The sequence below is a fragment of the Pseudomonas sp. Y3 TE3536 genome (assembly GCF_053629175.1).
Genome location: NZ_JBRJHU010000001.1, coordinates 3120861 through 3145913 on the forward strand (window position 1 = coordinate 3120861; position 25053 = coordinate 3145913).

At 63.2% G+C, this 25053-nt stretch carries 22 protein-coding genes and 1 pseudogene; 11 read left to right on the forward strand and 12 right to left on the reverse strand.

The window, feature by feature from the left end; all coding sequences use genetic code 11:
• Positions 1-17 precede the first annotated feature (17 nt).
• Positions 18-938, reverse strand: a complete 921-nt coding sequence (locus AB7M33_RS14155) for an AraC family transcriptional regulator (RefSeq protein WP_027594107.1) — start codon at positions 936-938, stop codon at positions 18-20.
• A gap of 199 nt (positions 939-1137) precedes the next feature.
• Here AB7M33_RS14155 and AB7M33_RS14160 point away from each other — a divergent pair, with 199 nt between their 5' ends.
• Entirely contained in the window at positions 1138-1431 is a 294-nt protein-coding gene (locus AB7M33_RS14160; protein WP_027594108.1) for a putative quinol monooxygenase, read from the forward strand.
• Positions 1432-1487: 56 nt separating this feature from the next.
• The gene (locus tag AB7M33_RS14165) at positions 1488-1721 is read left to right on the forward strand and encodes a hypothetical protein (protein ID WP_454243001.1); all 234 of its coding nucleotides are present in this window, start codon (positions 1488-1490) and stop codon (positions 1719-1721) included.
• Here AB7M33_RS14165 and AB7M33_RS14170 read toward each other — a convergent pair whose 3' ends face one another.
• Both AB7M33_RS14170 and AB7M33_RS14175 read right to left on the reverse strand, forming a co-directional pair.
• Positions 1722-2333 (reverse strand): flavin reductase family protein, encoded by a 612-nt coding sequence (locus AB7M33_RS14170; protein WP_027594110.1) that lies wholly within the window; start codon positions 2331-2333, stop codon positions 1722-1724. It lies immediately after the preceding gene.
• Positions 2334-2450: 117 nt separating this feature from the next.
• Positions 2451-2777 carry a hypothetical protein gene (locus AB7M33_RS14175; RefSeq protein WP_099455190.1) on the reverse strand — a complete coding sequence of 109 codons (327 nt, stop codon included), beginning with the start codon at positions 2775-2777 and terminating at the stop codon, positions 2451-2453.
• A 339-nt stretch (positions 2778-3116) separates the two neighbouring features.
• Between AB7M33_RS14175 and AB7M33_RS14180 the strand changes: the two genes are divergently transcribed.
• Positions 3117-3869: a COG4705 family protein gene (locus tag AB7M33_RS14180; protein ID WP_027594112.1), complete on the forward strand. Its 753-nt coding sequence runs from the start codon at positions 3117-3119 to the stop codon at positions 3867-3869.
• On the opposite strand, the gene AB7M33_RS14185 is transcribed toward AB7M33_RS14180, so the two are convergent.
• From AB7M33_RS14185 to bglX, 5 genes are all read right to left on the reverse strand, one after another.
• Complete coding sequence (locus tag AB7M33_RS14185) at positions 3848-4987, reverse strand: Fic family protein (protein ID WP_454243002.1); 1140 nt, start codon at positions 4985-4987, stop codon at positions 3848-3850. The two genes, AB7M33_RS14180 and AB7M33_RS14185, sit on opposite strands and share 22 nt — an antisense overlap.
• Before the next feature lie 507 nt (positions 4988-5494).
• Positions 5495-6814, reverse strand: coding sequence for an MFS transporter (locus AB7M33_RS14190; protein WP_027594113.1), 1320 nt, complete (start codon positions 6812-6814; stop codon positions 5495-5497).
• 281 nt (positions 6815-7095) lie between these two features.
• The gene (locus AB7M33_RS14195; RefSeq protein WP_085273592.1) at positions 7096-8421 is read right to left on the reverse strand and encodes a sigma-54-dependent transcriptional regulator; all 1326 of its coding nucleotides are present in this window, start codon (positions 8419-8421) and stop codon (positions 7096-7098) included.
• Complete coding sequence (locus AB7M33_RS14200) at positions 8415-10172, reverse strand: sensor histidine kinase (RefSeq protein ID WP_085273591.1); 1758 nt, start codon at positions 10170-10172, stop codon at positions 8415-8417. The genes AB7M33_RS14195 and AB7M33_RS14200 overlap by 7 nt, the downstream gene beginning before the upstream one ends.
• A gap of 117 nt (positions 10173-10289) precedes the next feature.
• Positions 10290-12581, reverse strand: a complete 2292-nt coding sequence (gene bglX / locus AB7M33_RS14205; RefSeq protein ID WP_454243003.1) for a beta-glucosidase BglX — start codon at positions 12579-12581, stop codon at positions 10290-10292.
• 186 nt (positions 12582-12767) lie between these two features.
• On the opposite strand from bglX, the gene AB7M33_RS14210 reads away from it, so the two are divergent.
• The 4 genes and pseudogenes from AB7M33_RS14210 (at position 12768) to AB7M33_RS14225 (ending at position 15649) form a co-directional block, all read left to right on the forward strand.
• A complete protein-coding gene (locus AB7M33_RS14210) occupies positions 12768-13385 on the forward strand; it encodes a TPM domain-containing protein (RefSeq protein WP_085273589.1) in 618 nt (205 codons plus the stop codon).
• Between the two features lie 95 nt (positions 13386-13480).
• A complete protein-coding gene (locus AB7M33_RS14215; protein ID WP_454243004.1) occupies positions 13481-14695 on the forward strand; it encodes a class I SAM-dependent methyltransferase in 1215 nt (404 codons plus the stop codon).
• Positions 14696-14859: 164 nt separating this feature from the next.
• Positions 14860-15137 (forward strand): annotated as a pseudogene (locus AB7M33_RS14220) (hypothetical protein).
• A 2-nt stretch (positions 15138-15139) separates the two neighbouring features.
• The gene (locus AB7M33_RS14225) at positions 15140-15649 is read left to right on the forward strand and encodes a helix-turn-helix transcriptional regulator (protein WP_412764027.1); all 510 of its coding nucleotides are present in this window, start codon (positions 15140-15142) and stop codon (positions 15647-15649) included.
• Positions 15650-15668: 19 nt separating this feature from the next.
• On the opposite strand, the gene AB7M33_RS14230 is transcribed toward AB7M33_RS14225, so the two are convergent.
• On the reverse strand, positions 15669-16679 hold the full coding sequence (locus AB7M33_RS14230) for a DUF4917 family protein (RefSeq protein ID WP_454243005.1): 1011 nt from the start codon (positions 16677-16679) through the stop codon (positions 15669-15671).
• 134 nt (positions 16680-16813) lie between these two features.
• Between AB7M33_RS14230 and AB7M33_RS14235 the strand changes: the two genes are divergently transcribed.
• The 4 genes from AB7M33_RS14235 (at position 16814) to AB7M33_RS14250 (ending at position 22365) form a co-directional block, all read left to right on the forward strand.
• The gene (locus AB7M33_RS14235; protein WP_099455186.1) at positions 16814-17353 is read left to right on the forward strand and encodes an RNA polymerase sigma factor; all 540 of its coding nucleotides are present in this window, start codon (positions 16814-16816) and stop codon (positions 17351-17353) included.
• Positions 17346-18308 carry a FecR family protein gene (locus AB7M33_RS14240; RefSeq protein WP_454243006.1) on the forward strand — a complete coding sequence of 321 codons (963 nt, stop codon included), beginning with the start codon at positions 17346-17348 and terminating at the stop codon, positions 18306-18308. Before AB7M33_RS14235 ends, AB7M33_RS14240 begins: the two co-directional genes overlap by 8 nt.
• Before the next feature lie 72 nt (positions 18309-18380).
• A complete protein-coding gene (locus AB7M33_RS14245) occupies positions 18381-20762 on the forward strand; it encodes a TonB-dependent receptor (protein ID WP_265968408.1) in 2382 nt (793 codons plus the stop codon).
• 7 nt (positions 20763-20769) lie between these two features.
• A complete protein-coding gene (locus AB7M33_RS14250) occupies positions 20770-22365 on the forward strand; it encodes an alpha/beta hydrolase-fold protein (RefSeq protein ID WP_454243007.1) in 1596 nt (531 codons plus the stop codon).
• Positions 22366-22378: 13 nt separating this feature from the next.
• Here the strand turns inward: AB7M33_RS14250 and nadS are convergent, their stop codons facing one another.
• The 3 genes from nadS to AB7M33_RS14265 form a co-directional block, all read right to left on the reverse strand.
• Positions 22379-22666, reverse strand: coding sequence for a NadS family protein (gene nadS / locus AB7M33_RS14255; protein ID WP_454243008.1), 288 nt, complete (start codon positions 22664-22666; stop codon positions 22379-22381).
• Positions 22663-22983, reverse strand: coding sequence for a type II toxin-antitoxin system RelE/ParE family toxin (locus AB7M33_RS14260; protein ID WP_454243009.1), 321 nt, complete (start codon positions 22981-22983; stop codon positions 22663-22665). Before AB7M33_RS14260 ends, nadS begins: the two co-directional genes overlap by 4 nt.
• A 156-nt stretch (positions 22984-23139) precedes the next feature.
• A complete protein-coding gene (locus AB7M33_RS14265; protein ID WP_454243010.1) occupies positions 23140-24834 on the reverse strand; it encodes a SulP family inorganic anion transporter in 1695 nt (564 codons plus the stop codon).
• Between the last annotated feature and the right edge of the window lie 219 nt (positions 24835-25053).

Genomic DNA, 25053 nt, shown 5'->3' on the forward strand with positions numbered 1-25053 from the left:
GAAACGGCCGGTAACCCTTACCCCGCTGTGGCGCGCAACCGCGCCACATCGCGGATCGGTGGTGCGCCATACAGCCGGCTGTACTCGCGGCTGAATTGCGAAGGGCTTTCATACCCCACGCGATAGCCCGCCACCGCTGCCTCAAGCCCGTCATTGAGCATCAGCCGCCGGGCCTCCTGCAGGCGTAATTGCTTCTGGTACTGCAGCGGGCTCATCGACGTCACGGCCTTGAACCGATGGTGCAAGGTCGAGGTGCTGAGGTTGACCTCACGGGCCAGGTCCTCGATGCGCAACGGCTGCTGGAAGTTCTGGTTGAGCCAGGTGATGGCCTGGCATACCCGATGGGTCTGGCTGTTGGCCAAGGCGATTTCATACAGCCGATAACCCTGCGGCCCACGCAGCAGGCGGTAAAGGATTTCGCGGCGGATCAGCGGCGCCAGCATGGCAATGTCCCGCGGCGAATCCAGCAGGCGGATCAAGCGCAGCAGCGCATCCAGCAACGCGGCATCGGTCTTCTCCACATACAAACCACGGCCGGAAGGCAGGCTGGGTACCAACATCGGCCCGCTTTCAGCAATCAGCTGGCTGATCTCGGCCGGGTCCAGGTCCAGCCGCAGGCCCAGGCTTGGGTTTTCCGGGCTGGCATCAAGCTTCACGCCGCTCAGTGGCAAGGTCACCGACACCACCATGTAGTGCAGCGGGTCGTAGACGTACTGTTCGTCACCCAGGAACAGGCTCTTGCTGCCATGGGCAAGGACGCACAAGGCCGGCTGCGCCAAGGTGGGCACCGAGCGGACACTCTCCCGATAGCTGACCAGGTACAGGTCGTCGATGGCCGACGCGCTGCCGGGTGGGTCGCCGGCATGCCGGCGGATCAGCTCGGCCAGCTCCTGGCGTTGCACTTCCAGGGTCGGTTCGATGGACGTGGGGGTGGTCATGGTGGCTTCCTCTACTGACTGACGCAGCATAGGTTTGGGCAATGGCGGGCGCTAGTCGAAAGCTGCACGGCGATTGCCTGATCCTGCCGCGGTGCAGGATCAGGCAATCGCCCGGCAGTAATAGCCTAACGCGTCGCGCGGGCCAGCCTCTAACCTTGGCAGCCTGGTTTTTCGTCCGCCTGCTCAAGGAGATCGTGCAATGACCCTACGACAACCGGTCACCCACTTGGCTTTCATCCGTGCCAGCAGCGGTCGTTCGGCGGAGCTGGGCGCGCGCCTGCGCGATCTGCTCGAACCCTCATTGCGTACACCGGGATGCCTGAGCTTCACGGTCCAGCGCTCGCAGGCCGACGCCGACCTTTGGCTGCTCAGCGGCAGCTGGCGTGATCAGCAGGCGATGAGCGGCTACTTCGCTTCACCAACCCTGGAGGTATTCGGTGAGCTGGTGCAGGCGCAAGTGGTCAGCAGCCTGGACCTGCATACCTTCGATTGATTGCTGATGGGCACAGGTTAAAATGTCGCCCTTCGATCAACTACCCAGAGCGCAGCATGGCACGTAGAGAATTCCCGCAGTTCGAAGCCGTTTCGGCGATGGTCCCGGTGGAAGGTGGTGGCTACAACGCCGCCATCGCGGTGAAGGGGCTGGGCATGGGCGGGGCGCCGCGCTTTCACAAGGTACTGGACGGCCAGGTGTTCAAGGGCGCCATGGCGGCCGATGAAGCCGCCTGCGCCGAGCTGGAACGCCTGCAGGGCGTCAGTGAAGAGGGCGAGCTGATCTGGTGATCAGTTGCCCACTTGCGGCCTGGCCATCTTGAACAGATTGCCCAGTTCGAAATAGTCCGCCGGGCCGCCGCCACGCAGGATCGGTTCGGCGGCGGCGGTGTCGTAGATACCGTTTTTCAGCAGGTGCTCGGCAATGTGCACCGCCACCACTTCGCCGAGGATCAGCCAGCTGGGCACCGACTCCTGGTCTGCCCGTTTCAGCTGGACGATCTGGCTCACCTTGCACTCGAACGCCACCGGGGTTTCGCCCACCCGTGGCACTTTGACGACGCGCGACGGCGCTGCTGTCAAACCGCTGAGTTCGAACTCATTGACGTCTGCCGCTACCGCCGCGCAGCTCTGGTTCATCGCCTCGGCCAATGGCCGGGTCGCCAGGTTCCAGACGAACTCGCCGGTCTGCTCGATGTTGTTCAGGCTGTCTTTGCGCCCGACGCTGCAGAAACCGATGATCGGTGGGATGTAGTTGAAGGCGTTGAAGAAGCTGTAGGGCGCCAGGTTCAGGCGGCCTTCGCGGTCGTGGGACGAGATCCAGCCGATTGGGCGGGGGCCGACGATGGCGTTGAAGGGGTCGTGGGGCAGGCCGTGGCCTTTGGCGGGTTCGTAGTAATACATCGGTGCTGGGCTTGCTGGCCCTACCTCTTGGGGGACGAGGCGCTAGTGTGCCAAGCCTTTGCCCGGCTGGAAATGATCAAGCCCGGCCGAAGCCGGGCTGGTTGCACGCATCAGGGGTTAGCTGATGCGGTGGGCGTTGGTGCGGTCAAAGCCGTCTTCGGCAAAACGTTGGCCGCCGGTGCGGTCGAAGCCATCTTCTGCAAAACGTTGAGCGCCAGTGCGGTCGTAGCCGTCTTCGGCGAAGCGCTGTGCACCGGTGCGGTCGTAACCATCTTCAGCGAAGCGTTGGCCGCCTGTGCGGTCGAAACCGTCTTCAGCGTACGCGGCGGATTGGCTCTGCACCGCTGCGAAGGTGTGGGCGCTGGTGCGGTCGAAGCCATCTTCAGCGAAGGCGCCAGTGGCGATTACCGAGAGGGCCAGGGTGAGGATCAGTTTGTTTTTCATGGTCGTTGCTCCAGGGGTGCGAGAGGTTGTTTGTTTCTATGGGTTTAATCCTACGCCGATAAAATTGATAAAAAAGCGCAAAAAATAGCGTCTAGTCATCGATTATATCGATGTTTATGCCCGCGTCAGCGATGAGCCCTCCAGTGGGCTGAGGGGAACGTTGCAGGGTATGGATCAGCGTTTCGCCAGCCATTGCAGGATGACGACGTCGAATTAATGCGGCGTTAAGGACGAAAATAAGCCTGCAGGCGGTAATGAACGCTTTTTTCATACGCCATAAACCGATTTTTCAGGCTTTGCTCAGCACCATCGCCGCACTCAAAACCGGAGCGGCAAACAATGAATAAACTCCCGCAAATCACCTTGGCCTTCTGGGTCATGAAGATCTGCGCAACGACCCTGGGCGAGACGGCGGGCGATTTGCTGTCGATGACCCTGAATATCGGCTACGCGCTGAGCTCGCTGATGTTGATCAGCGTGTTTCTGCTGACCCTGCTCGGCCAGCTCTACTCACGGCGCTACCACCCGATGCTCTATTGGCTGGTGATTCTTTCCACCAGTACGGCCGGCACCACCATGTCCGACTTCATGGACCGCACGCTTGGCTTGGGCTACGCCGCAGGCTCGTCGATTCTGATCGGCATCTTGCTGCTGACCTTCCTGGTGTGGCGCCTGAGTGGTAACCCCTTGGACGTTACCCGTATCAAGAACCGCGCGGGCGAGTTGTTCTATTGGGTGGCGATTCTGTTCTCGAACACCTTGGGCACCGCCTTGGGCGATTACCTGGCAGATGATTCGGGGCTTGGCTTTGCCGGTGGTGCCTTGCTGGTGGGCAGTGCCATCGCGCTGGTGGTTGTGGCGCGTTACTGGACACGCATCCCTGGCGTGGTGCTGTTCTGGGTCGCGTTCGTCCTGACCCGCCCGTTCGGCGCCACCCTGGGCGACGTCCTGACCAAGCCACACGAGAAGGGTGGGCTGGACTTCGGCACGGTCGGCTCATCGGCAGTGCTGGCCGGTGTGCTGCTGGTACTGGTGCTGATGGCGACCTATTACCAGCGGCGGGAGCCGCGTCAGGTGCTGGAGATGTCCTGAGTATTGAGGCGATAACGGGTACTGCGGCCCCCGCCCGGCAGGCGGGCTAGGCACGCCTTGTCGAGCAGGTCGGTGAGGTGGCGGGTTGCAGTGGCCTTGGAGACTTTCGCAACGGCCTGGTACTGCGCGGCATTGATACCTTCTTCGAAGCCGCGTGGGCCCCCGTCGAGCAGCCGGTTGAGCACCTTGACCTGTTCGGGTAAAAGGCCGTCCGCCCGATGCACATGCCAGAACCTGGCTTTGGTGAGTATCCGGTCGATGTTCAGCAACGCCTGCTCGAGGCTGCGCAGCAGGGTTTCAAGGAACCAGGTCAGCCACCGGGTAATGTCGAGGCCGTCCTTCTGGCTGTTTTCCAGTATCTGGTAGTAGCCAGCCCGGTCTTCCAGGATGCTGGCAGACATGGCGTAGAAGCGGATTGCCTGCTGCTCGGCCTGGGCCAGCGCCAAGTCGGTGATGGCGCGGGTCAGGCGGCCATTGCCATCGTCGAACGGGTGCAAGGTGACGAACCAGAAATGGGCGACACCTGCGCGTAGCAGGGGGTCCAGGTGAGTGGCATGGCGGCTGCTGGCAAACCAATCGAGAAAAGCTGCAACCTGCTCTTCAAGGCCATCACGGGGCGGTGCCTGAAAGTGCACCGTGGGCTTGTCGAGGCGACCGGAGATCACCTGCAGGGTTGTCTCGTCACGCAGTTGGCCCACCAGAACTGCTTTGCTCAGGCCATCTTCCGCCGCTGGGAACAACCAGTGATGCCAGGTGAACAGGCGCTGCAAGGTCAGCGGTTGGTCGTACCCGCGTGTCGCATCCAGCATCAATTCAGCCAGCCCTTCGCTCCGCGCAGTAGTCGCGCCTTGCTCATGGATGCCCAGCCGTCGAGCGAGGGACGAGCGCACCGAACCCACGTTCAGCTGTTCACCCTCGATCGCCGACGACGTGACAATGTTCTGCAGCAGTGTGTCGAGGATGTTCTCGCACTCGCTGATCGCATCGATGGAGCCGATCTTGCCCAGCAGGCGTCCTTGCATCTCGACGCAACTGCGTAGCAATGGGGCAAGGGCGTCGCTTTGCCACTGGAAATGGGGCCAGTCGGATTGCTGCCATATCCATAGTGGGCTGTTCATGATCGCTCCAACTTATCGGGGAGCCGAATAATACTGCTATTCGGCTCATTATGTGAGCCGAATAGGGCCGTTATTCGGCTCACGCCATAAAAAGGTTCTTCACGTAATGTTGGGGAAGTGTGGCTGCGATTTGCTTGCTGAGAGATAGGGTGAAAGCTGCCAAGTGCTTGTCTTGGGTTTTGAGGTGGTGCGCAAATCGAGCGCCGCCCGCGCGGCGCTTCGCAGCACAAGGCTGCTCCTACATCTGTTTCGGGCCAGTTACGCCTGTACCTGCGCGCGCGACCGCCTTGTTTGTTCCGCACGATATCGAGGTGGCCGCCAAAGGGCCGCGCGCCTTTGTCTCAGGGCTCATTGGCCCGAACCGATGTAGGAGCAGCCTTGTGCTGCGAAGCGCCGCGCGGGCGGCGCTCGATCTCAAAGGCGCATAAGATCCAGCGACAAGCACCCCCAAAAAAAAGGGCGCCCCGTGCAACGGAGCGCCCCTTTTTCATATCTGCCGGATCAGTATCAGTCGGTGGTGATGCGCGAATGATGCTTGGTGTCTTTCATGGTCGCGTACACCAGCAGCGAGCAGGCGATGCAGCCGGTGACGTACCAGTAGAAGCCGGTTTCCATGCCATTGCTCTTGAACCACAGGGCGACGTATTCGGCGGTGCCGCCGAAGATCGACACGGTCAGGGCGTATGGCAGGCCAACGCCCAGGGCGCGGATCTCAGTCGGGAACAGTTCGGCTTTGACCACCGCGTTGATCGAGGTGTAGCCACTGACGATGATCAGCGCCGCCATGATCAGGAAGAACGCGCCCCACCAGGTTTGCACGGTGTGCAAGGTGCTGAGGATCGGCACAGTGAACAGCGTGCCGAGTACACCGAAGGCGATCAGAATCGGGCGCCGGCCGATCTTGTCGGACAGGCCGCCGATCACCGGCTGCAGGCACATGAACAGGAACAGCGTGGCGGCCGAGATGGTGGTCGAGTCGCTGATGCTCATGCCTACGGTGTTGACCAGGTACTTTTGCATGTAGGTGGTGTAGGTGTAGAAGGCCAGGGTGCCGCCCATGGTCAGGCCGACCACGGTCATCAGCTCTTTGGGATGACGCATCAGGGTGCGCATCAGGCTTTCTTTGGACTTTTCCTTCTTGGTGAAGGAGGCGGTCTCTTCCATGCCGCGACGCAGGTACAGCGCAACCACCGCGCACAGCGCGCCGATCACGAAGGGAACACGCCAGCCCCAGGCATACAGCTGCTCGGTGGTGAGGGTCTGTTGCAGGATGATCAGCACCGCCAGGGCAATGAGCTGGCCAGAAATCAGGGTCACGTACTGGAAGCTAGAGAAGAACCCACGGCGCTCCTTGCTGGCCATCTCGCTGAGGTAGGTGGCCGAGGTGCCGTATTCACCGCCCACCGACAGGCCCTGCAGCAAGCGTGCGAAGACCAGCAGGATCGGCGCGGCGACGCCGATGGTTTCATAGCCGGGCGTCAGGGCGATGAGCAGCGAGCCCCCGCACATCAGCAGGACCGAGGCCATCAGCGCGGCCTTGCGGCCTTTGCGGTCGGCATACAGGCCCATCAGCCAGCCACCGATCGGGCGCATGAGGAAGCCCACGGCGAAGATCGCGGCGGTGTTGAGCAGTTGTGCGGTGGTGTCGCCAGCGGGGAAGAAGGCTTTGGCGAAGTACAGCGAGAATGCGGCGTAGACGTACCAGTCGTACCATTCGACCATGTTGCCGATGGACCCGCTGAAGATCGACTTCAAACGGCTGGCGGTGGTTTTTTCTGCGGCCGGCGCGATGGCCGCCCCGGTTGGCAGGGAGGTGGCGTTATCCATCAGGGATACCTTCTCGTTGTTTTTGTGGAGCGCGCCGGAGCGCTGCTTACCACGGTGATTGCAGAAGGTGTGCCAAATGGGTGCGAGGTGATTCATTTGAGGGCGCTGCACCCCGTTCGCACGCAAGCCCGCCTGCACCAAGCCCACTGCGCATGCGGGCTTGGTGCAGGCGGGCTTGCCCGCGAAAGGCTGCAAGGCAGCCCCTTGCAGGTAAAGCGTTGGCGTCATGGATGAGCGGATTTCCGCTCATCCAGCGCGGATGGTAAGCAGAAATTCGCCTATTACAGGAAGTCTTCGCGCACCAACCCGTGCCGCTGCATTTTCTCGTTCAGCGTACGCCGCGGCAGCTGCAAAGCCTCCATCACCCCCTTGATCTCCCCTTTGCTCTGACGCAACGCCGCCCGCAAGCACTGCGCTTCAAACGCCTCCATCTGCTCGCCCAGCGACTGCCCGGCCGGTGCCACTTCTATGTTCGGCGAACCCAGCCCCAGCGCATGCCGCTCCGCCGCGTTGGCCAACTCGCGCACGTTGCCCGGCCAGTCGTGGGAAAGCAGCTGCGCCAACTGGCTACCGCTGAGCGGCGGCGCTGTTCTGCCCAGTTTTTCAGCGCCAGCACGGGCAAAGTGTTCGAACAGCAAGGGGATGTCCTCACGTCGCTCTCGCAAGGGGGCCAAGCGCAGCTCGGCAACGTTCAAGCGATAGGCGAGGTCTTCGCGAAAGCGCCCGGCGCGGGCTTCTTCCAGCAGGTCCGGTTTGGTCGCGGCGATGATGCGCAAGTCGACGCTGATGCTCTGGTTGGCGCCCAGGCGTTCGAGCTTCTGTTCCTGGATCACCCGCAGCAGTTTTGCCTGCTGGGCCAGGGGCATGCTCTCGATCTCGTCAAGAAACACCGTGCCCCCGTTGGCATACTCAAGCTTGCCGATCCGCTTGCCCTGGGCGCCGGTGAAGGCGCCGCTCTCATGGCCGAACAGCTCGGCTTCGAACAGTGATTCAGGGATTGCCGCGCAGTTGAGGGCCACGAAGGGTTTGCCCGCACGCGGGCCGAAGTCGTGCAGGCAGCGGGCCACGCGCTCCTTGCCACTGCCGGTTTCGCCGCGGATCAGCACATTGACCGGCAGGCCGGCCAGCTCTAGCACCTGCCGGCGCAGCTGTTGCAGGCCCTGGGACATGCCCAGCAGGGTGTTTTCGAGGCGTGACTTGAGGTCGGCCTGCTCGTGCAGCCGGCGGTTCTCCAGCACCAGTTGGCGCTTTTCCAGGGCGCGTCGCAGGCTGCCCAGCAGGTGCTGCGGGGTGAAGGGTTTTTCGAGGAAGTCGTAGGCCCCCTTGCGCATGGCATCCACCGCCATCGGCACATCGCCATGGCCAGTCAGCAGGATTACCGGCAGGTCGGGGTCCTCTGCCTGCAAGCGCTCGAGCAGTTGCAGGCCATCCATGCCCGGCATGCGTACATCGCTGATGATCACGCCGGCAAAATGCTGTGGCAATTGCGCCAGGCAATCCTCCGCGCGGGCGAACAGTTGCACGCTGAAGCCGGACAGGCTCAGCCATTGCTCGACCGCCGTGCGGATACTGGCTTCATCATCGACGACGATCACTGAATTCAACATACAGGCTCCAGGTCGCGGGGCAGGGTGAGGCTCAGGCGGGCGCCGCCCGGCAGGTTCTCGGCCTGCAGTTGGCCGCCGGCTTCGTGGACGATGCCATAGGAAATGGCCAGGCCAAGGCCCAGCCCTTCGCCCACGGGTTTGGTGGTGAAGAAGGGGTCGAAGACCTTGGCCAGGTGTTCTTCGGCAATACCGCCCCCCGAATCGAGCACGCTCAGGCGCCACTGGTCGTGATCCAGCTCGATGCGGATCTCCAGGCGTTTGTAGCGTTTGTCGGCCATGGCGTCGAGGGCATTGCGCAACAGGTTGATCAGCACTTGCTCCAGGCGGATGGCGTCCCCGCGCACCCAGGCTGGGCGTGCCAGGTACAGCGCGACCTCGACGCCCTCGCTGCGAATACGGGTATCCAGCAGGTGCAGGGCCTGGTCGACCACGCCGGCCAGGTCCAGGCGCTCGCGCAGCCCGACCGGGCTGTTGCGGGCAAAGGTCTTCAGGTGGCTGGTGAGCGCGGCCATGCGCGTGAGCATCTGTTCCAGGGGTTCAAGGGCCTTGCGCGCTTCGTCGTAGCGGCCATGGTCGAGCAGCAGGCGCAGGGTTTCCAACTGCATGCGCTGGGTGGTCAGCGGCTGGTTGATCTCGTGGGCCATGGCTGCCGACATCTGCCCGAGGGCGGCCAGCTTGGCCGATTGCACCAGGCCTTCTTGCGCGGTGCGCAGTTCACGGGTGCGCTCTTCGACCTGGCGCTTGAGTGCTTCGCGGCTGCGCTGGCGCAAGCGCGCCAGGCGCAGGCGCTGGCTGACGAACAGCGCCGCGAAGACCAGGCTCAGCCACACGGCCGCAGCGCCAAGGGCGGCGTTGCGGCCGTCGGCGGCGACCTGCGGTTTGCGCAACAGGTGCAAGGTCCAGTCTTCACCTTGCAGCGGCAGGCGTTCCCACAGGTATTCGGCGACGCCCTCCGGCCCTTGCACGCGGGCCAGGTGGCTATTGTCGGCAAAACGGGTCAGAACCTGATGCTGCAGGGGCACCAGGGGTTGTTTGTCGTACTGGCGGGTTTCAGCCAGTTCTGCACGGTCAGCGCCACTCAGCGGCTGCAGCTCGCGGTAGCGCCAGCCGTCCTGGTTGGCGATGAAGGTAATGCCACGGGCATCGCTGACCAGCAGGATATCGTTGCCCTGGCGCCATTCACGTTCCAGCTCGGGGAATTCGAGCTTGACCACCATGGCACCGAGGAAGCGGCCATGCTCATCATTCACCGCGCTGGCCAGGAAGTAGCCTGGCACGCCACTGGTCACACCCACCGCGTAGAAGCGGCCGCTGCCTTGGCTGCGGGTCTGTTTGAAATAGGGGCGAAAGCCGTAGTTGGAGCCCACGTAGCTGCTCGGCAGCCGCCAGTTACTGGCCGCGATGGCCAGCCCGGTGCGGTCGAGCAGTTCGAGGGTAGACGAGTTGGCGGCACCGTTGATGCGTTCGAGCTTGCGGTTCAGGGCGTCTTGTACCGGCTCGCTGACCGGGCCGCGCAGGGCTGCGATCAGTTCCGGGTCGAGTGCCAGCACGGCGGGCAGGGCGCGGTAGCGTTCGATCAGGGTATGCAGGGCGTTGGCGTACAGGCCCAGTTGCTGGCTGGCGCGTTGGGCGTCGTCTGCCATGGCCTGGCGCTTGGCCTGGTGCATGGCCCAGCCGGCGCTGAGCGCGGTGCCGAGCAGGATGAACAGGACGATCAGCCCCAGACGCAGGGCGCGAAAGGAAAACGGCATGGGGCGGATCCGAAAGATGAGGGGGATCAGGGCCGGCCCATTCGCGGGTAAACCCGCTCCCACAGCGATGGCATGTAGCCTGGGGAGCGGGTTTATCCAGCAAAAGGCTGGTACTGCTTACAACAACTCGAAACTTTTCTGCTGCACCGCCTCGGAATCCAGCCCTACCTGGACATTGAACTCCCCAGGCTCTGCAACCCGCTGCAGTTGGCCATTGTAGAACTTCAGGTCTTCCTCATTGATGCTGAAGGTCAAGGTTCGCGACTCGCCAGCCTTGAGCATCAGTTTCTGGAAGTTCTTCAGCTCTTTGACCGGGCGGCTCATGGAGGCCGAGACATCCTGCAGATACAGCTGCACCACGGTCTCGCCGTCACGCTTGCCGGTGTTCTTCACCGTGACCTTGGCCTCCAGCGTAGCGCCACGCTTGAGGTCCTTGCTCGACAGGGCCAGGCCCGACAATTCGAAGCTGCTGTAGCTCAAACCATAACCAAACGGATACAGCGGCCCGTTGGGCTCTTCGAAGTACTGCGAGGTGTAGTTGCCGGGCTTGCCGGGTGTGAACGGCCGGCCAATGCGCGTGTGGTTGTAGTACATCGGAATCTGCCCGACCGAACGCGGGAAGGTGATGGCCAGCTTGCCGGACGGGTTGTAGTCGCCGAACAGCACGTCAGCGATGGCATTGCCGCCTTCGGTGCCGCTGAACCAGGTTTCCAGCAGGGCGTCGGCCTGCTCGCGTTCCCAGGCGATCGACAGCGGGCGGCCATTCATCAGCACCAGGACCAGCGGCTTGCCGGTGGCTTTCAGGGCCTTGATCAGTTCGCGCTGGCTGGCCGGAATTTCCAGGGTGGTACGGCTCGACGACTCGTGAGACATGCCACGCGACTCGCCGACCACCGCGACCACCACGTCGGACTGCTGCGCGGCCTTGACCGCTTCATCGATCAATACCGCGGCAGGGCGCAGGTCGTTGACGATTTCCGGGGCGTCGAAGTTGAGGAAGTTCAGGTAGTCGAACATCGCCTTGTCGCCGGTGACGTTGGAACCCTTGGCGTAGACCAGCTTGGCCTTGCCTTCCACGGCGCGGCGCAGGCCTTCGCGAACGGTCACCGAATGCACCGGTTTGCCGTCGGCCGCCCAGCTGCCCATCATGTCGATCGGCGCATCGGCCAATGGGCCGACCAGGGCAATGGTGCCGGCCTTCTTCAGTGGCAGGGTCTGGTTGCGGTTTTCCAGCAGGACCAGGCTGCGGCGGGCCACGTCACGCGCGGCGTCGCGGTGCAGGCGGTCGTTGCCGTAGTAGTCCTTGAGGTCGGTTTCGGCTTTGCCGATCCGCACGTACGGGTCTTTGAACAGGCCCATGTCGTACTTGGCGCCAAGCACTTCGCGCACCGCCTGGTCCAGTTCGCCATGGGTCACTTCACCGTCCTTGAGCAGCCCTGGCAGCTCTTCGCCATACAGGGTGTCGTTCATGCTCATGTCGATACCGGCCTTGATCGCCAGTTTGGCCGCTTCACGGCCATCACGGGCAACCCCGTGGCGGATCAGTTCCTGGATGGCGCCGTGGTCACTGATGGTCACACCTTTGAAGCCCCACTCCTTGCGCAGCAGGTCGTTCATCAACCAGGTGTTGGAGGTGGCCGGCACGCCGTTGATCGAGTTCAACGCCACCATGACCCCGCCAGCACCGGCATCAAGCGCGGCGCGGTAGGGCGGCAGGTAGTCGTTGTACATTTTCGTCAGGCTCATATCGACCGTGTTGTAGTCGCGGCCGCCTTCCACCGCGCCATACAGGGCAAAGTGCTTGACGATGGCCATGATGCTGTCGGGGTTGGCCGGGCTGCTGCCCTGGAACGAGCGGACCATCACCTGGCCGATTCGCGAGGTCAGGTAGGTGTCTTCACCAAAGCCTTCACTGGTGCGGCCCCAGCGCGGGTCGCGGGCGATGTCGACCATCGGCGCGAAGGTCATGTCCAGGGCGTCGGCAGCGGCCTCGATGGCGGCAGTGCGGCCGACCTTGGCAATCGCGTCCATGTCCCAGGTCGCGGCCATGCCCAGGCCGATCGGGAAAATGGTGCGCTCGCCGTGAATGGTGTCGTAGGCGAAGAACATCGGAATCTTCAGGCGGCTGCGCATGGCGGCGTCCTGCATCGGCCGGTTCTCGGGCGCGGTGCGCGAGTTGAAAGTGCCACCGATGCGGCCTGCGGCGATTTCTTCGCGGATTTGCTCGTGGGTCATCTCCGGGCCGATGCTGATCAGGCGCAGCTGGCCGATTTTTTCGGCCTCGGTCATCTGGCTGATCAGGTGATCGATGAACGCCTGCTTGTCCTGCAGGGGCGGAGCGGTAGGGGCGGCGAGGGCCGCCTGACTGACAAGGCCCATGGCCAGGCCCAGCAAAGACAGTTTCATCATCAATTCCGTTGTGGGGCCTCTGCCGTATCCACCGTGATACGCGCGCGGCCGAAGTTTTCAGGCGGCTATTGTTGTACAGTTCGGGGGCGATTCTTCCAGCGGCGGATTATGCCTGAATATGTCGGCGGCCGATGGCACCCTGAATGCCTGGACAACAACAATAAGAACGATCGAGAGACCGCTGGCATGACCCCCCTCAACGAATACGATCAACGTCAGATCGCCGAAGCCATTGCCCGTGCCGAACGGCGTACCGATGCCGAACTGGTAACGGTGCTGGCCCGCCGTGCCGACGATTACGCCTACCTGCCACTGTTCTGGGCCGCGGTGCTGGCGCTGGCCGTACCGGGCTTGCTGCAGATGCTGCTGGGCTGGCCCGGTATCCGTGGCTTGCTGGTGGCCAACGTCGTGCTGTTCATCGGCTTGTGCCTGCTGCTGCGCCACCCGCGCCTGGCCGGCTGGCTGATTCCGCGTGCCTGGCGCCGCTGGCGGGCGTCGAGCCTGGCCCGCCAGCAGTTTCGCGAGCAGAACCTGCAGCGCACCCGCGGTGCCACGGGGGTGCTGATTTTCGTCAGCGAAGCGGAGCGGCATGTGGAAATCCTGGTCGACCAAGGGGTGGAGCAATACCTCGATGCCAGCGCCCGCGCGGCCATCGTAGGGCGCTTTGCCGAACAGGTGCGTCAGGGCCGGACCTTGCAAGGCTTTGTCGATTGCATCGACGCCTGCGGTGAGTTGCTCAGTGAGCACGTGCCGCGCACCCATGCCCGCAACGAACTGCCCAACCGTTTGGTGATTCTGGACTGACAAAAGCGGGCGTATGGATTGGGGGGCCAGCCTCACACCTGTAGAATGCGTGGCATTGCGCAACGCGCTCCCCGCAACTCGAGGCACCGTTTTTCATGTCCGCCAGTCCTTCCGCTTCCACCGCGCCAGAGGCGCGCACCCAGTTCCTTGAGCTGCTGAGCGCTGCCCTGCACGGCAATACCTTGGTCAAACTGGTGCTGGCGCGCCATGTGGGTGCCGATCAGTCCCTGCAGCGGATCATCGCCAAGCCACTGCAGGTCAAGGGCCAGCCCTGCCTGTCACTGGTGTATCGCCACCAGACCCGTGACATCACCCGCAACTTGCCACTGGAGCAGGCCGAAGCGCTGGTTGCCGAGCTGCTGCCTGACAGCTTTCGCAATGCGCACCTGTTCGATGCGGACGGCGAAGTGCAACTGACCTTCAGCAAGAAAGGCAAGCCCATGCTCCAGCGCCACGGCGCCCAGGCGCCGCGTGATGCGGCTGCGAGCAGTGGCCATGACCGGGAGAAAAAGCGTTACCTGGAGCTGTCGCGGCCCTTTTTGCGTGACCTGGGCGTGACCGATGCGCAAGGTGCGCTGATCCCGTCGATGTCGCGCAAGTGGAAGCAGATCAACAAGTTCATCGAGGTGTTCGAGCACGCCCTGGCCAGCGCGCCGCTGCCTTCCGAACAGGCCCTGCGCGTAGCCGACTTTGGCTCGGGCAAGGGTTACCTGACCTTCGCCATGCACGACTACCTGCGCAACACGCTGGGCCGCGACGCCCAAGTGACCGGCGTGGAGCTGCGCCAGGAAATGGTCGACCTGTGCAACGCCGCGGCCTCGCGCCTGGACCACCCGGGCCTTGAATTCCAGTGCGGCGATGTACGCAGCGTGGTGCCCGAAGCCATCGAGGTGATGATCGCCCTGCACGCGTGCGACATCGCCACCGACTACGCCATCCACACCGGCATCCGCTGCAACGCCGCGATCATCATGTGCTCGCCGTGCTGCCACAAACAGATCCGCCCGCAACTGCACAGCCCAGGCTTGCTACAGCCGATGCTGCAGTATGGGTTGCACCTGGGGCAGCAGGCCGAGATGCTCACCGACAGCCTGCGAGCGCTGTACCTGGAAGCCTGTGGTTATGAAACCAAGGTGTTCGAGTTCATTTCGTTGGAACACACCAACAAGAACAAGATGATTCTCGCGGTGAAGCGCAAACAGCCGGTGGATAACGCGGCGCTGCTGGAGAAGATTGCGCAACTCAAGGGGTTTTATGGGGTGCAGGAGCATTGCCTGGAGACGTTGTTGCGGGGGGACGGGTTGATCTGAATGCTCGCTGAGCGCTGATCCTGAATGTGGGTAGGAAATTTCTCCAGAGCACCTCGAGACGGTGTTTGACGTGAAGAAGTCTGTAGTGTGGCGTGCACCTGCAAGGTATTCCTGGTTGTCGTTTGACAACCTTGTCATTGCGAGCCCACACTGGAGACAAGCTGATGTCACGCCCCAGTCATGCCAAGAAGGAGGTCGAACAGGCCTTGAGGCACGCGGAGTCACAGGGATGGAGAGTCGAGGTGGCGGTGGGCATTGCTGGGGGAAGCTGTATTGCCCCCTCAACGACGCAGATTGCCGTTGTGGGGAATTTTGCATTACCAGCGTCTGGAGTACCCCAAAGAGCCCAGGCAACTTTGCACGCCAGCTACGGCGTGTGGTGGATAACTGTTCTGGCGGCAGGATGACGAAGGGCGCAGCACATGCTGCCGAGGAGCAGTAGCGATGGAATATGAGTTCACCCTGAAGTATCAACTGAACGAAAACGAAGATACCGATGCGCTGTTGGAGCGTCTGGCCAAGGCGGGTTGTGACGACGCCTTGGTTGGGGTAGGGCAGCCCGGTCGTTTGGCGCTGGCGTTTGTGCGCGAGGCTTCAACGGCCAGAGAAGCCATACATAGCGCCCTTGACGGTGTTCGTGAAGCAGTGCCTGCCGCGCGCCTGATCGAGGCAACCCCAGACCTCGTCGGGCTTACCGATGTAGCCGAAATGGTAGGCGTATCGCGCCAGAACATGCGTAAATTAATGCTCGCGCACAGCCATAGTTTTCCGGCACCTATTCACGAGGGCAGTACTTCGCTTTGGCACCTGGCTGAGGTTCTGGTCTGGTTACAGGCACGCGGAAGCTATGCTATCGGCCAGCAAACACTTGATCTGGCTCGCGTAGCGATGACGGTCAATGTATCGAGTGCCTATGAGCGGGTTTTTGGCCATTCAACGAACCTGGCCTGTTGAACCTAATCCCGAGCTCACCTCAACGCCGAGCAGCCGGCACCTCGATCGCCAAGTCAGCCAACCCCAACGGGTGCGTACTCGCATCGAAAAAGTGCAGCGCAGTCGCCGGTAAATCCCCGAACCGGTCGATGAAGTGCTGCTTCTGATTGATCACCGACGCCTCCCCCAACGGCCGAATGGCAATCGACAAATGGCGAGGTTGTGCCTGTCGAACCGCCTCGACCAGGTGCTGGTCACTGCTGTCCAGATGCTGCCCGAACAGGCATAGCCCCTGGCTCTCCTGCGCCAATTGCGCCAAGCCCCAGCTGAGGTAGTCCGAGTGACGAATGGCGCGCAGCTTTTCGTCGCTGCGGTCTTCATTGATGAACAAGGGCACTTCCCCCGGAATGTTCACGGCAAAGCCATCGAGCAACTCGGCGCTCTCTGCGCTGCGTTGGCGGGTGGTGCCATCCGGCAGTTTCAGCAGGTGCAGGCCGCCATGCAGGTGCAGCACGCGGGTGCCTTCACTGCGGGTGCGGCGTACGTCGAAAAAGCCTTGCTCATCGAACAGCTCGGCAAAACCTTGGGGGGCGTGCTGCACGGCCCAAGGCACGATCAGGTCGTAATTACTGGTGTAGATGTTGCGATATCCGCGCAAGGCCTGGTTCAGCATGGCCAGCGTGGCGGCTGGCATCAAAGGCCATGGCAGGTGCACCGTGCGCACGGCATGAATCAGCGCTTCCTTGATCGAGTAGTAGCGGTTCAGCGGTGCAGTGGAGTTGATGGCCAGGGCCGCGTTGACCCGCACCGTGCTGTTGAGGGCGCTGAGCACGGGCTCGAACAATTCGGTGGCGAGTGACTTGAACAAGGCTTGGTCGCTGATCGCCAGGCCTTTTTTGCGGCCCGCGCGCTGCGCTTCCTCGAACAGCGAGAAATAGCCAAACGGCTTCCACAGTGCACGGCTGGCGCCGTTGCCCAGCAGCAGGGCGTCGCAAGGGTGGCGTTGGTCGAGTTCTGGCCAGGGGGTGAGGTAAGCGTCAAGTGCGGGCATGCGGGGTCCGTTGGGCGGAGCGGAAAACGGGGCGACTGTAGCATGTCATTCAAGCGCTAGGTGATTGAGGCTGGCGAGGACAAGAAGTCATGTGTGAGAATGATACGGATTCCTATTAGCGACGCTCACCTTCAATGACATCCTTTTCCACACCCTGGAGCGGCCCTGCGCCGGCCTTGCAGGCGGTCGTCGATGATCTGCTGGCCAACTACAGTGACCTGCGTCGCTACCTCAGCGGGCGCCTGCGCAACCCCGACGACGCCGCTGACATCGCTCAGTCCAGCTTTGCCCAGGCCTATGCCCACGCGCTGAATGCGCCGGTGCTCAATGCGCGCGCGTTGTTGTTCCAGGCGGCGCGTAACTTGTGCATCGATCAGTACCGGCGGCGCAGCACCGAGTTGGCGGCGCTGGAGGATTGGCTGGTGCGCGTCGACGGCTTGAGCCCCAGCGTCGAGGACATCCTGATCGCGCGCGAGCAGTTGCAGCAACTGATTGCACTGATCGAGCGCATGCCGCGCCTGCGCCGCGAAGTGTTCGTGCGGGTGCGGCTGTATGGCCAGAGCCATCGCGAGGTGTGTGAGGCGCTGGCGCTGTCGGCCAAGTCGGTGGAACTGCACATCGCCCGCGCGGTGTTCGACCTCTCCGAACTGCGCCTGGCCAGCCGCCATGGCTGACCCGGTTGCCGCACGCAAGGTGCAACAGGCCTTGGTCTACCTCGCGGCGATGCATGGCGACGACCCCACGCGTGTGCGCGAAGCCAGCGGCCAGGCGCTGCGCTGGCGGGGTAAGAGCGACGAACATGAGCGCGCCTGGCATGAGGCCGAGCAGCGCTGGCAACTGGTGCATCGCCTGGCGCCGCAATTGCGCGGCGCCCTGCAGCCGCAGCCGCATGATCCGGGCCGTCGGCGCCTGTTGCGCCAGGGCGGCGCGTTGGCGGTACTGCTGGCGGCAGGTGGCTGGCTGGGCTGGATGTGGCAGCGCACCGCTGCATTCCAGCAAGACCTGCAGACCGCGCACGGCGAACAGCCCCGCAGCCTGGCCTTGCCCGATGGCAGCCAACTGCTGGTGGCGGCCGAGAGCAACCTGCGTATCCGCTTCGACCATGGCCAGCGCCAGGTGATGCTGTTGCACGGCAATGTCTTCTTCGACGTCGCCCATGAGCGCTGGCGGCCTTTCCATATCAGCACCCGTGTGGGCAGTGTCCAGGTGCTGGGCACGGCCTTCACGGTCAGCGACCGGGGTGACCGGGTGTTCGTGGCGGTGGCCCGCGGCCGTGTACAGGTGCGTGACCTGCACGGTGGCGAACGTACCCTTGGCGCTGGCGAACGTGTCTGCATCGATGCTCAGGGGCACCTGAGCAACCTGCATGCGCAGGGGCGACTCGGCCCGGACGTCGACCATTGGCAACGCGGTTGGTGGTCTTACACCGACCAGTCGCTGCGCGAAGTGATCGGCGAGCTCAATGCCTATCTGCCGCGGCCCGTGCTGCTGGCGCCGGAAGTCGCCGAACTGAAGCTGACCGGCAGCTTCCCTATCGATCAGCCGCAGAAACTGCTGGAAGCGTTGCCACGCATTCTGCCGGTACGCCTGAGCGAACGGCAGGGCAGGGTGGAACTGTTGGCGCGCTGAAAAAAGTTTTGAGGGGTAAGCCGCTGGAGCGGCGTCATCAACGGTGAACCCCTCCAAGAGCAAGGACCCTTCATGTCGTTCGCCTCCACCCGTTTATCCGTGCCCCTGCGCCACCTGGCCCTGGCCTGTGCCTTGGGCAGCCTGTTGTCGCCGGGCATGGCCCTGGCTGACAGCCAGCCACTGGCCCTGGATTTTCCGAGCCAATCGCTGGAAACCACGGTGCACGCCCTTGCCCGCCAGTCCGGTGTGGCCATTGCCGCTGACAGCCGGGTACTCGCGGGCCGCACTGCGCCAGCCCTGCACGGGCGCTTCAGCGTGCTGCAAGCCTTGCAGCAGTTGCTGATCGGCACCGACCTGGTGGCCGAGGAGCACAACGGCGTGGTGACCCTGCGCAGCACCGCCGAGGACGGCGCCTTGACCCTCGGCGCCACCAACGTCAACGCCGCCGGTTTCAACAGTGAACTGCCCGAGGCCTACAGCGGCGGCCAGGTGGCGCGCGGTGCACGGCTTGGCATGCTGGGCAATCGCGACATCATGGACACGCCATTCAACATCACCGCCTACACCGCCAAGACCATCGCCGACCAGCAGAGCGGCACGGTTGGCGCCGTGCTGCGCAATGACCCGTCGATCCGCTTCAGCACCGGCGAAGGCCATGCCTACGAGAACTTCATGATCCGTGGCTATGGCCTGGAATCCTCGGAGCTGGCGGTAAATGGCCTGTACGGCCTGGCGCCAGATGGCCATGTGCCGACCGAATTCCTCGAACGGGTCGAAGTGCTCAAAGGCCCAAGCGCATTGCTCAGCGGCATGGCGCCCAATGGCGGGGTGGGCGGCAATGTCAACCTGGTACCCAAGCGTGCCGGCGATGCCCCACTGACCCGGCTGACCACAAGCTACGTTTCCGACGGCTACTTTGCCCAGCACATCGACGTGGCCCGACGCTTTGCGGATGGGCGCTTTGGTGTCCGCTTCAATGGGGTGTATGGCAGTGGCGACATGGGCGTCGACGAACAGTCGAAGGACCGCACGCTGGCCGCCCTGGCGCTGGATTACCGAGGTGACGACTTCAAGCTCGAACTGGATGCCTACGAGACCCATGAAAAACTCGACAACGGCAGCCCGATGATGGCGGGCTTCAGCGAGCTGGGCTACGTGACCAAGGCGCCCAAGCCCGATACCAACGTGCTCGAAGGCATCTATGCCAAACAAGTCAGCAAGGCAGTGGTGCTGCGCGGCGAGTACCAGCTCAACGACGACTGGACGGCATTTGCCAGTGTGGGTGGGGCGCGCACGTACTACGACGGCTTCCTGAACGGCACCCGCATCCGGGTGCAGGCGGCCGATGGCAGCGCCAAGGGGCAGACTTACAACCAGGCCGGCTACACCCACAGCCTGTCCAGCGAGGCCGGCCTGCGCGGCAACTTCATGACGGGGCCGGTCACCCACCAGCTGGTGTTGACGACGTCGCTGCTGCACCAGGACATCGGCCGAGCGCCCACGGTCACCGGCGCCACCTACGACACCAACCTCTATCGCCCGGTCAAAGGGGTGATTGCCGGTGATCACGGCTCGAACGACAAGACCGGCGACAATACCTTGTCCAGCTTCGCCCTGGCCGACACCCTCGGTTTCTTCGACGAGCGTGTGTTGCTGACCCTGGGTGCGCGTGCCCAGCGGGTTCGGCAGAAGATGAGCAAACCAACGGCCTATGACGAACGCAAACTGACCCCGGCCTTTGGCATCGTGGTCAAGCCTTGGGATGCGCCGGTGTCGCTGTACGCCAACTACATCGAAGGCCTGACCCAAGGTGGCACGGTGACCGAGGTGGGGGCCCTGAACAAGGACGAGCAATTTGCGCCGTACGTGGCCAAGCAGATGGAAGCGGGCGTGAAGTGGGACCTGGGCACGTTCAGCCATACCCTGGCGGTGTTCCAGATCGAGAAACCCAGCATGGTCAAGAACACCCGCGGCGACACCTTCTGGTACACCGATGATGGCGAGCAGCGTAACCGTGGCGTGGAATGGAACATGTTCGGTGAAGCCGCCCCTGGCGTACGCCTGCTGGGCGGGGTGACCTACACCCGCGCCGAACTGAGCAAGACGGCCAACGGTACCCTGGATGGCAACACCGCCCGCGGTGTACCGGCCTGGTCGGCCAACCTCGGCGCCGAGTGGGACCTGCCCTGGGTCGATGGCCTGACCCTGACGGCACTGGGCATTCACAGCAGCTCGCAGTACCTAGACGACGAGAACACGCTGAAAATCCCACAATGGACGCGCTACGACCTGGGCGCGCGCTACGCCACCCGCGTGCTGAGCAAGGACGTGACCCTGCGCGCCAGCCTGGAGAACGTCGAGAATCGTGCCTACTGGGCGGGGGTGTTCAACCCGGGGTATGCCACCGTCAGCGAACCGCGCACCTTGAAGCTGTCCGCCAGCGTCGACTTCTGAGGTGCGCATGAACCGCAACTCTCTCATCCGTTGCGCCTTGCTGCTGGCCTTGGCCAGCAGCAAGGCGCAGGCTGCAAGCGAAGCCACGCTGCAGCCCGGTCAGGCTGTCAACGGCCAGGCCATGTCCGCAGGCAGCACGGTCTGGCACGTTGGGCTCAAGGCAGGCGACCTGGTGCGCGGCCGGGTCGACGGCGACGTCAGCCTGCGCCTGCTGGACCCGCAGGGCAGGCCCTTGCGCCTGTTGATCGACGGCCAGGACCAGCCGCGCGCGTTCATCTTTGTCGCCGACAGCCCGGGTGCATATGGCTTGCGTGCAGAGCCACTGGACGGGCGCCCGGGCGCCCCTTTCAGCCTGCGCCTGGAGCAGGTACTGGCGCGTGCCGAGCAGCAGCAAAGCCCACCACGGCTGGCCAGCCCGGCCCTGGCCGAGTTGGCCGGGCAGCTTGCCCAGGGCGGTGATACCGAGGCGTTCTGGAACGCGCGAAAGGCCCAGGGCACGCCGCTGGTCGAGCGGCTACCGGGCCAGCCGCAGCAGCGCCTGGTGACGTTTCTGTGGCGCGGCGCCCAGCACAATGTGCGGATGTTCGGCGCGCCTTCGGGCCGTCACGAAGCGCTGCAACGGCTTGGCACCAGCGATGTCTGGTACGCCAGTTTCGAGGTCCCGGCCAGCACCCGGCTCAGCTACCAAATGGCGCCTGATGTGCCAGCGTCGGATGACCGCCGGGTGATTCTTGCCACCACGCGCCGCGACCCGCTCAACCCTGCCACCTTCGCCGACAGCAGCGGTGATGCCTGGCTGTCGCGTTCACGCCTGGAATTGCCGGATGCGCCACCGCAACCCTGGGTAGCCGAGCGGCCGGGTATCGCCCGTGGCACGCTCGAACGCAAGCGCCTGGCCAGCGACGTGCTGGGCAACACGCGCGATGTCTACCTGTACCGACCGGCTGGCTGGCGCCCGGGTGCTGCAGGACAGGCCTTGCTGGTGCTGTTCGACGCCCACGCCTATACCCGCCAAGTGCCTACGCCGACCCTTCTCGACAACCTGATCGCCGATGGCCTGATCCCGCCCACGGCAGCCATCATCATCGCCAACCCCAGCGACCTCAGCCGCCAGCAGGAGCTGCCACCCAACCCACGGTTCGCCCGCTTCATGGCCGAACAACTAATGCCCTGGGCGCGACAACAAGGCTTGAGTGCACCCGCGGCCAGTACGGTAATCGCCGGCTCCAGCTACGGGGGGCTGGCCGCGTCCTACCTGGGCCTGATGCACCCTGAGTTGTTCGGCAATGTGCTGAGCCTGTCGGGGTCGTACTGGTGGGCCAAGGACGGGGAAGAGCCAGGTTGGCTGACCCGTGAGTACGTCCAGGCAACCCCCAAGCCGCTGCGTTTCTACCTGCAATCGGGGCTGTTCGAAGGCCCGACGATTCTGGATACCAACCGCCACCTGCGCGATGTGTTGCGTGCCAAGGGCTATGCGGTGGAAGCGGTGGAGTACCCCGCGGGGCATGATTACCTGCAATGGCGCGGGTCACTGCCGTGTGGCCTGGTGAGCCTGATCGGCAGGCCGGGTGAGGTCAGTTTCCAGGCGTGCGGGCCCCAGTAGCCCAAGGGCCTGCTCAATACGCCAAGGCCTTGAGCACATGCTCAGGGTCGTTGCGAATCGCCCGCAGCAGTGCTTTGGCGGGGCCCGTAGGCTCTCTGCGACCTTGCTCCCAGTTTCGCAGGGTCGCAACCTGAACATCGATCATCTCGGCAAACCGAACCTGAGAGAGCCCCGTTGACTGACGGATGCTTCTGACCTGCAGCGCATCAATGTCAAATACTCGGGAGGGCACCTGCCGTCCTTGGACAATTTCATCCATTTGCTGGACGCTTTCCATCAGCTCTTCAAAGAATCGGCTCATGCATGCCTCCAGTTTTCGATGATGTTTTTCAGGGCTTTTCGCTGTTCAGCGGACAAGTCAGGCTGCTCGTTCTTTGGGTAGATGTAGAGCATGGCAATGTGTGATTTGCTGATGAAATGGTAATAGATGACTCTGGCTCCGCCGCGTTTTCCATGCCCCTTGGCAGCGATGCGCACCTTGCGTAGCCCACCTGTTCCTTCAATCAGGTCTCCAGCCTCAGGTTGGGCCATCAGCCTGATCTGGAGAAGACGATATTCGTCATCCTCAAGCAGATCTTTCACACGCTTTGTGAACAGAGGGGTTTCAGTAAAAAGCATAGCAGGATATACGCCATTGGCGTAGTCGCTGGTCGCCCAGCTCTACAGGGGAAAGGGATCCCGTCGCATCAATCAAGCGTGGGTTAGCGAGGCTAACGCATGATGCTCCAACTGACGGATCGTCTCTTTCCCTCATGCATGTAGTCTTGTTCCTTATTAAGTGCCTTCGGCACGACTCCTGTTCCGCCACACCCGATAGGCGCGGATCCCGGCGCGTACCGAGCCGAACAGCAGTTTGTCCTCCATCTCCCGTGCCATCCCTGAGCGCACCAGCATGCGCAGGAAGGTGCCGCGGGCGCGGGCGATGGCGAAGAAGATGCCTTGGGCAGCCAGGGTGTCGCGGACTTCGCGCAGCGCGGCAATGCCGCTGACGTCGATGCTGGTCACCGCTTCGGCATCGAACAGCACAACCTTGGGCTGGGCCTGGCTCTGCACGGCTTCCAGCAGGCGCATCTTGAAGTAGTCGGCATTGAAGAACAGGATCGCATCGTCGAAGCGGTACACCACCAACCCCGGCACGGTGCGGGCGTCCTTGAACTTGCGAATGTCGACTTGGCCCTCGGTGCCCGGCAGCCAGCCCAGCACTGCGTCGGTGGGCTGGTAGATGCTGTACAGCAGGCGCAGGATCGCCAGGGTCACGGCAAACACGATACCCGGCAGCACGCCCAGGCCCAGCACGCCGACCGTGGTCAGCAGGCAGAGCCAGAACTCGAAGCGGCTCAGGCGCCGGATGCTCTTCAGCGACTTGATGTCGATCAGCCCCCAGCCCGCCATCAGCAACACGGCCCCCAGCGCCGCCTGGGGGATCCATGCCATGGGGGCGGTGAAGAACAGCAGGATCAGGGCGATCACCAGCGCAGCGATGATGCCGACCAGCTGGCTCTTGCCGCCGACCATGTCGTTGACTGCGGTACGCGAGTCGGCGCCACTGATGGCAAAGCCTTGGGACATCCCGGCCGCCAGGTTGCTCACCCCGAGCGCCACGAACTCATGGTTGGCGTTGATGGCGTAGCCATGGCGTGCGGCAAAACTGCGCGCTGTGAGCATGGCGCTGCAGAAACTGACGGTGGCAATACCCAGGGCGTCGCGCAGCAGGCTTTTCATTTCTGCCAGGTTGCTTTGTGGCCAAGCCAGTTGCGGCATGCCGGCCGGTACCGGGCCGAGGATGGCGACACCGAAGCGGTCCAGGCCGAACAGGCCTACCACAACCGTGAACAGCGCCACCGCCACCAGCGCCGCCGGTAGCCGTGGGTAGCGCTGCGGTAGCCAGATCAGCAGCGCCAGCGCGGACAGGCCGATGGCCAGGGTCACCCCATGAATCTCGCCCAGGCGCTGGAGGAAGTTGACCAGGCTCAGGATGAACCCATCGCCCTCGATCTTGAACCCGACCACCTTGGACAACTGCCCGGCGATCAGGCTCAGGCCAATGCCATTGAGGTAGCCGATCAGGATCGGCCGTGAGAAGAAGCTGGCGATGAACCCGGCCCTGGCCAGGCCCGCCCCGATCAGCATCACGCCCACCAGCACGGTGACAATTACCGACAGCTCGGCAATACGCTGCGGGTCGCCCAGCGCCAACGGTGCCACGGCCCCGGCGATCATCGCGCAGGTGGCGGCGTCCGGGCCGACCATCAGCTGACGCGAGCTGCCGATCAGCGCATACACCATCATCGGTAGCACGCAGGCATACAGGCCATATTGCGGCGGCAGGCCGACGATTTGTGCGTAAGCGATGGCGATGGGGATCTGGATAGCCGCCACCGAAAGCCCAGCCTGCAGGTCGGCATGAAACCACTCACGGCGGTAGTGCAACAGGTTGGCGAGGCCAGGTAGCCAGCGGGACAGAAACATGCGCGGTCCTTTCGAAATGTTTCACGAATCCATCAAGCATATGCGCTTCAAGCCGTTTCGCTTGCAAGCGGATTCGCCGGCCGCGCATTCAAGCGCAACGGCTGGGAAGTGGCCATGGGCCAGATCAACAAAAGGGGCATGAAAACGAATAGGCAGAAACGAAAAAAGGAGCCGAGGCTCCTTTTGACAGCGATGACGTTGCTGGAACGCCATGCGGGA

Coding starts and splice junctions, on each gene's coding strand:
- AB7M33_RS14155 (WP_027594107.1), bottom strand. CDS start 938: ATGACCACCCCCACGTCCATCGAACCGACCCTGGAAGTGCAACGCCAG.
- AB7M33_RS14160 (WP_027594108.1), top strand. CDS start 1,138: ATGACCCTACGACAACCGGTCACCCACTTGGCTTTCATCCGTGCCAGC.
- AB7M33_RS14165 (WP_454243001.1), top strand. CDS start 1,488: ATGGCACGTAGAGAATTCCCGCAGTTCGAAGCCGTTTCGGCGATGGTC.
- AB7M33_RS14170 (WP_027594110.1), bottom strand. CDS start 2,333: ATGTATTACTACGAACCCGCCAAAGGCCACGGCCTGCCCCACGACCCC.
- AB7M33_RS14175 (WP_099455190.1), bottom strand. CDS start 2,777: ATGAAAAACAAACTGATCCTCACCCTGGCCCTCTCGGTAATCGCCACT.
- AB7M33_RS14180 (WP_027594112.1), top strand. CDS start 3,117: ATGAATAAACTCCCGCAAATCACCTTGGCCTTCTGGGTCATGAAGATC.
- AB7M33_RS14185 (WP_454243002.1), bottom strand. CDS start 4,987: ATGAACAGCCCACTATGGATATGGCAGCAATCCGACTGGCCCCATTTC.
- AB7M33_RS14190 (WP_027594113.1), bottom strand. CDS start 6,814: ATGGATAACGCCACCTCCCTGCCAACCGGGGCGGCCATCGCGCCGGCC.
- AB7M33_RS14195 (WP_085273592.1), bottom strand. CDS start 8,421: ATGTTGAATTCAGTGATCGTCGTCGATGATGAAGCCAGTATCCGCACG.
- AB7M33_RS14200 (WP_085273591.1), bottom strand. CDS start 10,172: ATGCCGTTTTCCTTTCGCGCCCTGCGTCTGGGGCTGATCGTCCTGTTC.
- bglX (WP_454243003.1), bottom strand. CDS start 12,581: ATGATGAAACTGTCTTTGCTGGGCCTGGCCATGGGCCTTGTCAGTCAG.
- AB7M33_RS14210 (WP_085273589.1), top strand. CDS start 12,768: ATGACCCCCCTCAACGAATACGATCAACGTCAGATCGCCGAAGCCATT.
- AB7M33_RS14215 (WP_454243004.1), top strand. CDS start 13,481: ATGTCCGCCAGTCCTTCCGCTTCCACCGCGCCAGAGGCGCGCACCCAG.
- AB7M33_RS14225 (WP_412764027.1), top strand. CDS start 15,140: ATGGAATATGAGTTCACCCTGAAGTATCAACTGAACGAAAACGAAGAT.
- AB7M33_RS14230 (WP_454243005.1), bottom strand. CDS start 16,679: ATGCCCGCACTTGACGCTTACCTCACCCCCTGGCCAGAACTCGACCAA.
- AB7M33_RS14235 (WP_099455186.1), top strand. CDS start 16,814: ATGACATCCTTTTCCACACCCTGGAGCGGCCCTGCGCCGGCCTTGCAG.
- AB7M33_RS14240 (WP_454243006.1), top strand. CDS start 17,346: ATGGCTGACCCGGTTGCCGCACGCAAGGTGCAACAGGCCTTGGTCTAC.
- AB7M33_RS14245 (WP_265968408.1), top strand. CDS start 18,381: ATGTCGTTCGCCTCCACCCGTTTATCCGTGCCCCTGCGCCACCTGGCC.
- AB7M33_RS14250 (WP_454243007.1), top strand. CDS start 20,770: ATGAACCGCAACTCTCTCATCCGTTGCGCCTTGCTGCTGGCCTTGGCC.
- nadS (WP_454243008.1), bottom strand. CDS start 22,666: ATGAGCCGATTCTTTGAAGAGCTGATGGAAAGCGTCCAGCAAATGGAT.
- AB7M33_RS14260 (WP_454243009.1), bottom strand. CDS start 22,983: ATGCTTTTTACTGAAACCCCTCTGTTCACAAAGCGTGTGAAAGATCTG.
- AB7M33_RS14265 (WP_454243010.1), bottom strand. CDS start 24,834: ATGTTTCTGTCCCGCTGGCTACCTGGCCTCGCCAACCTGTTGCACTAC.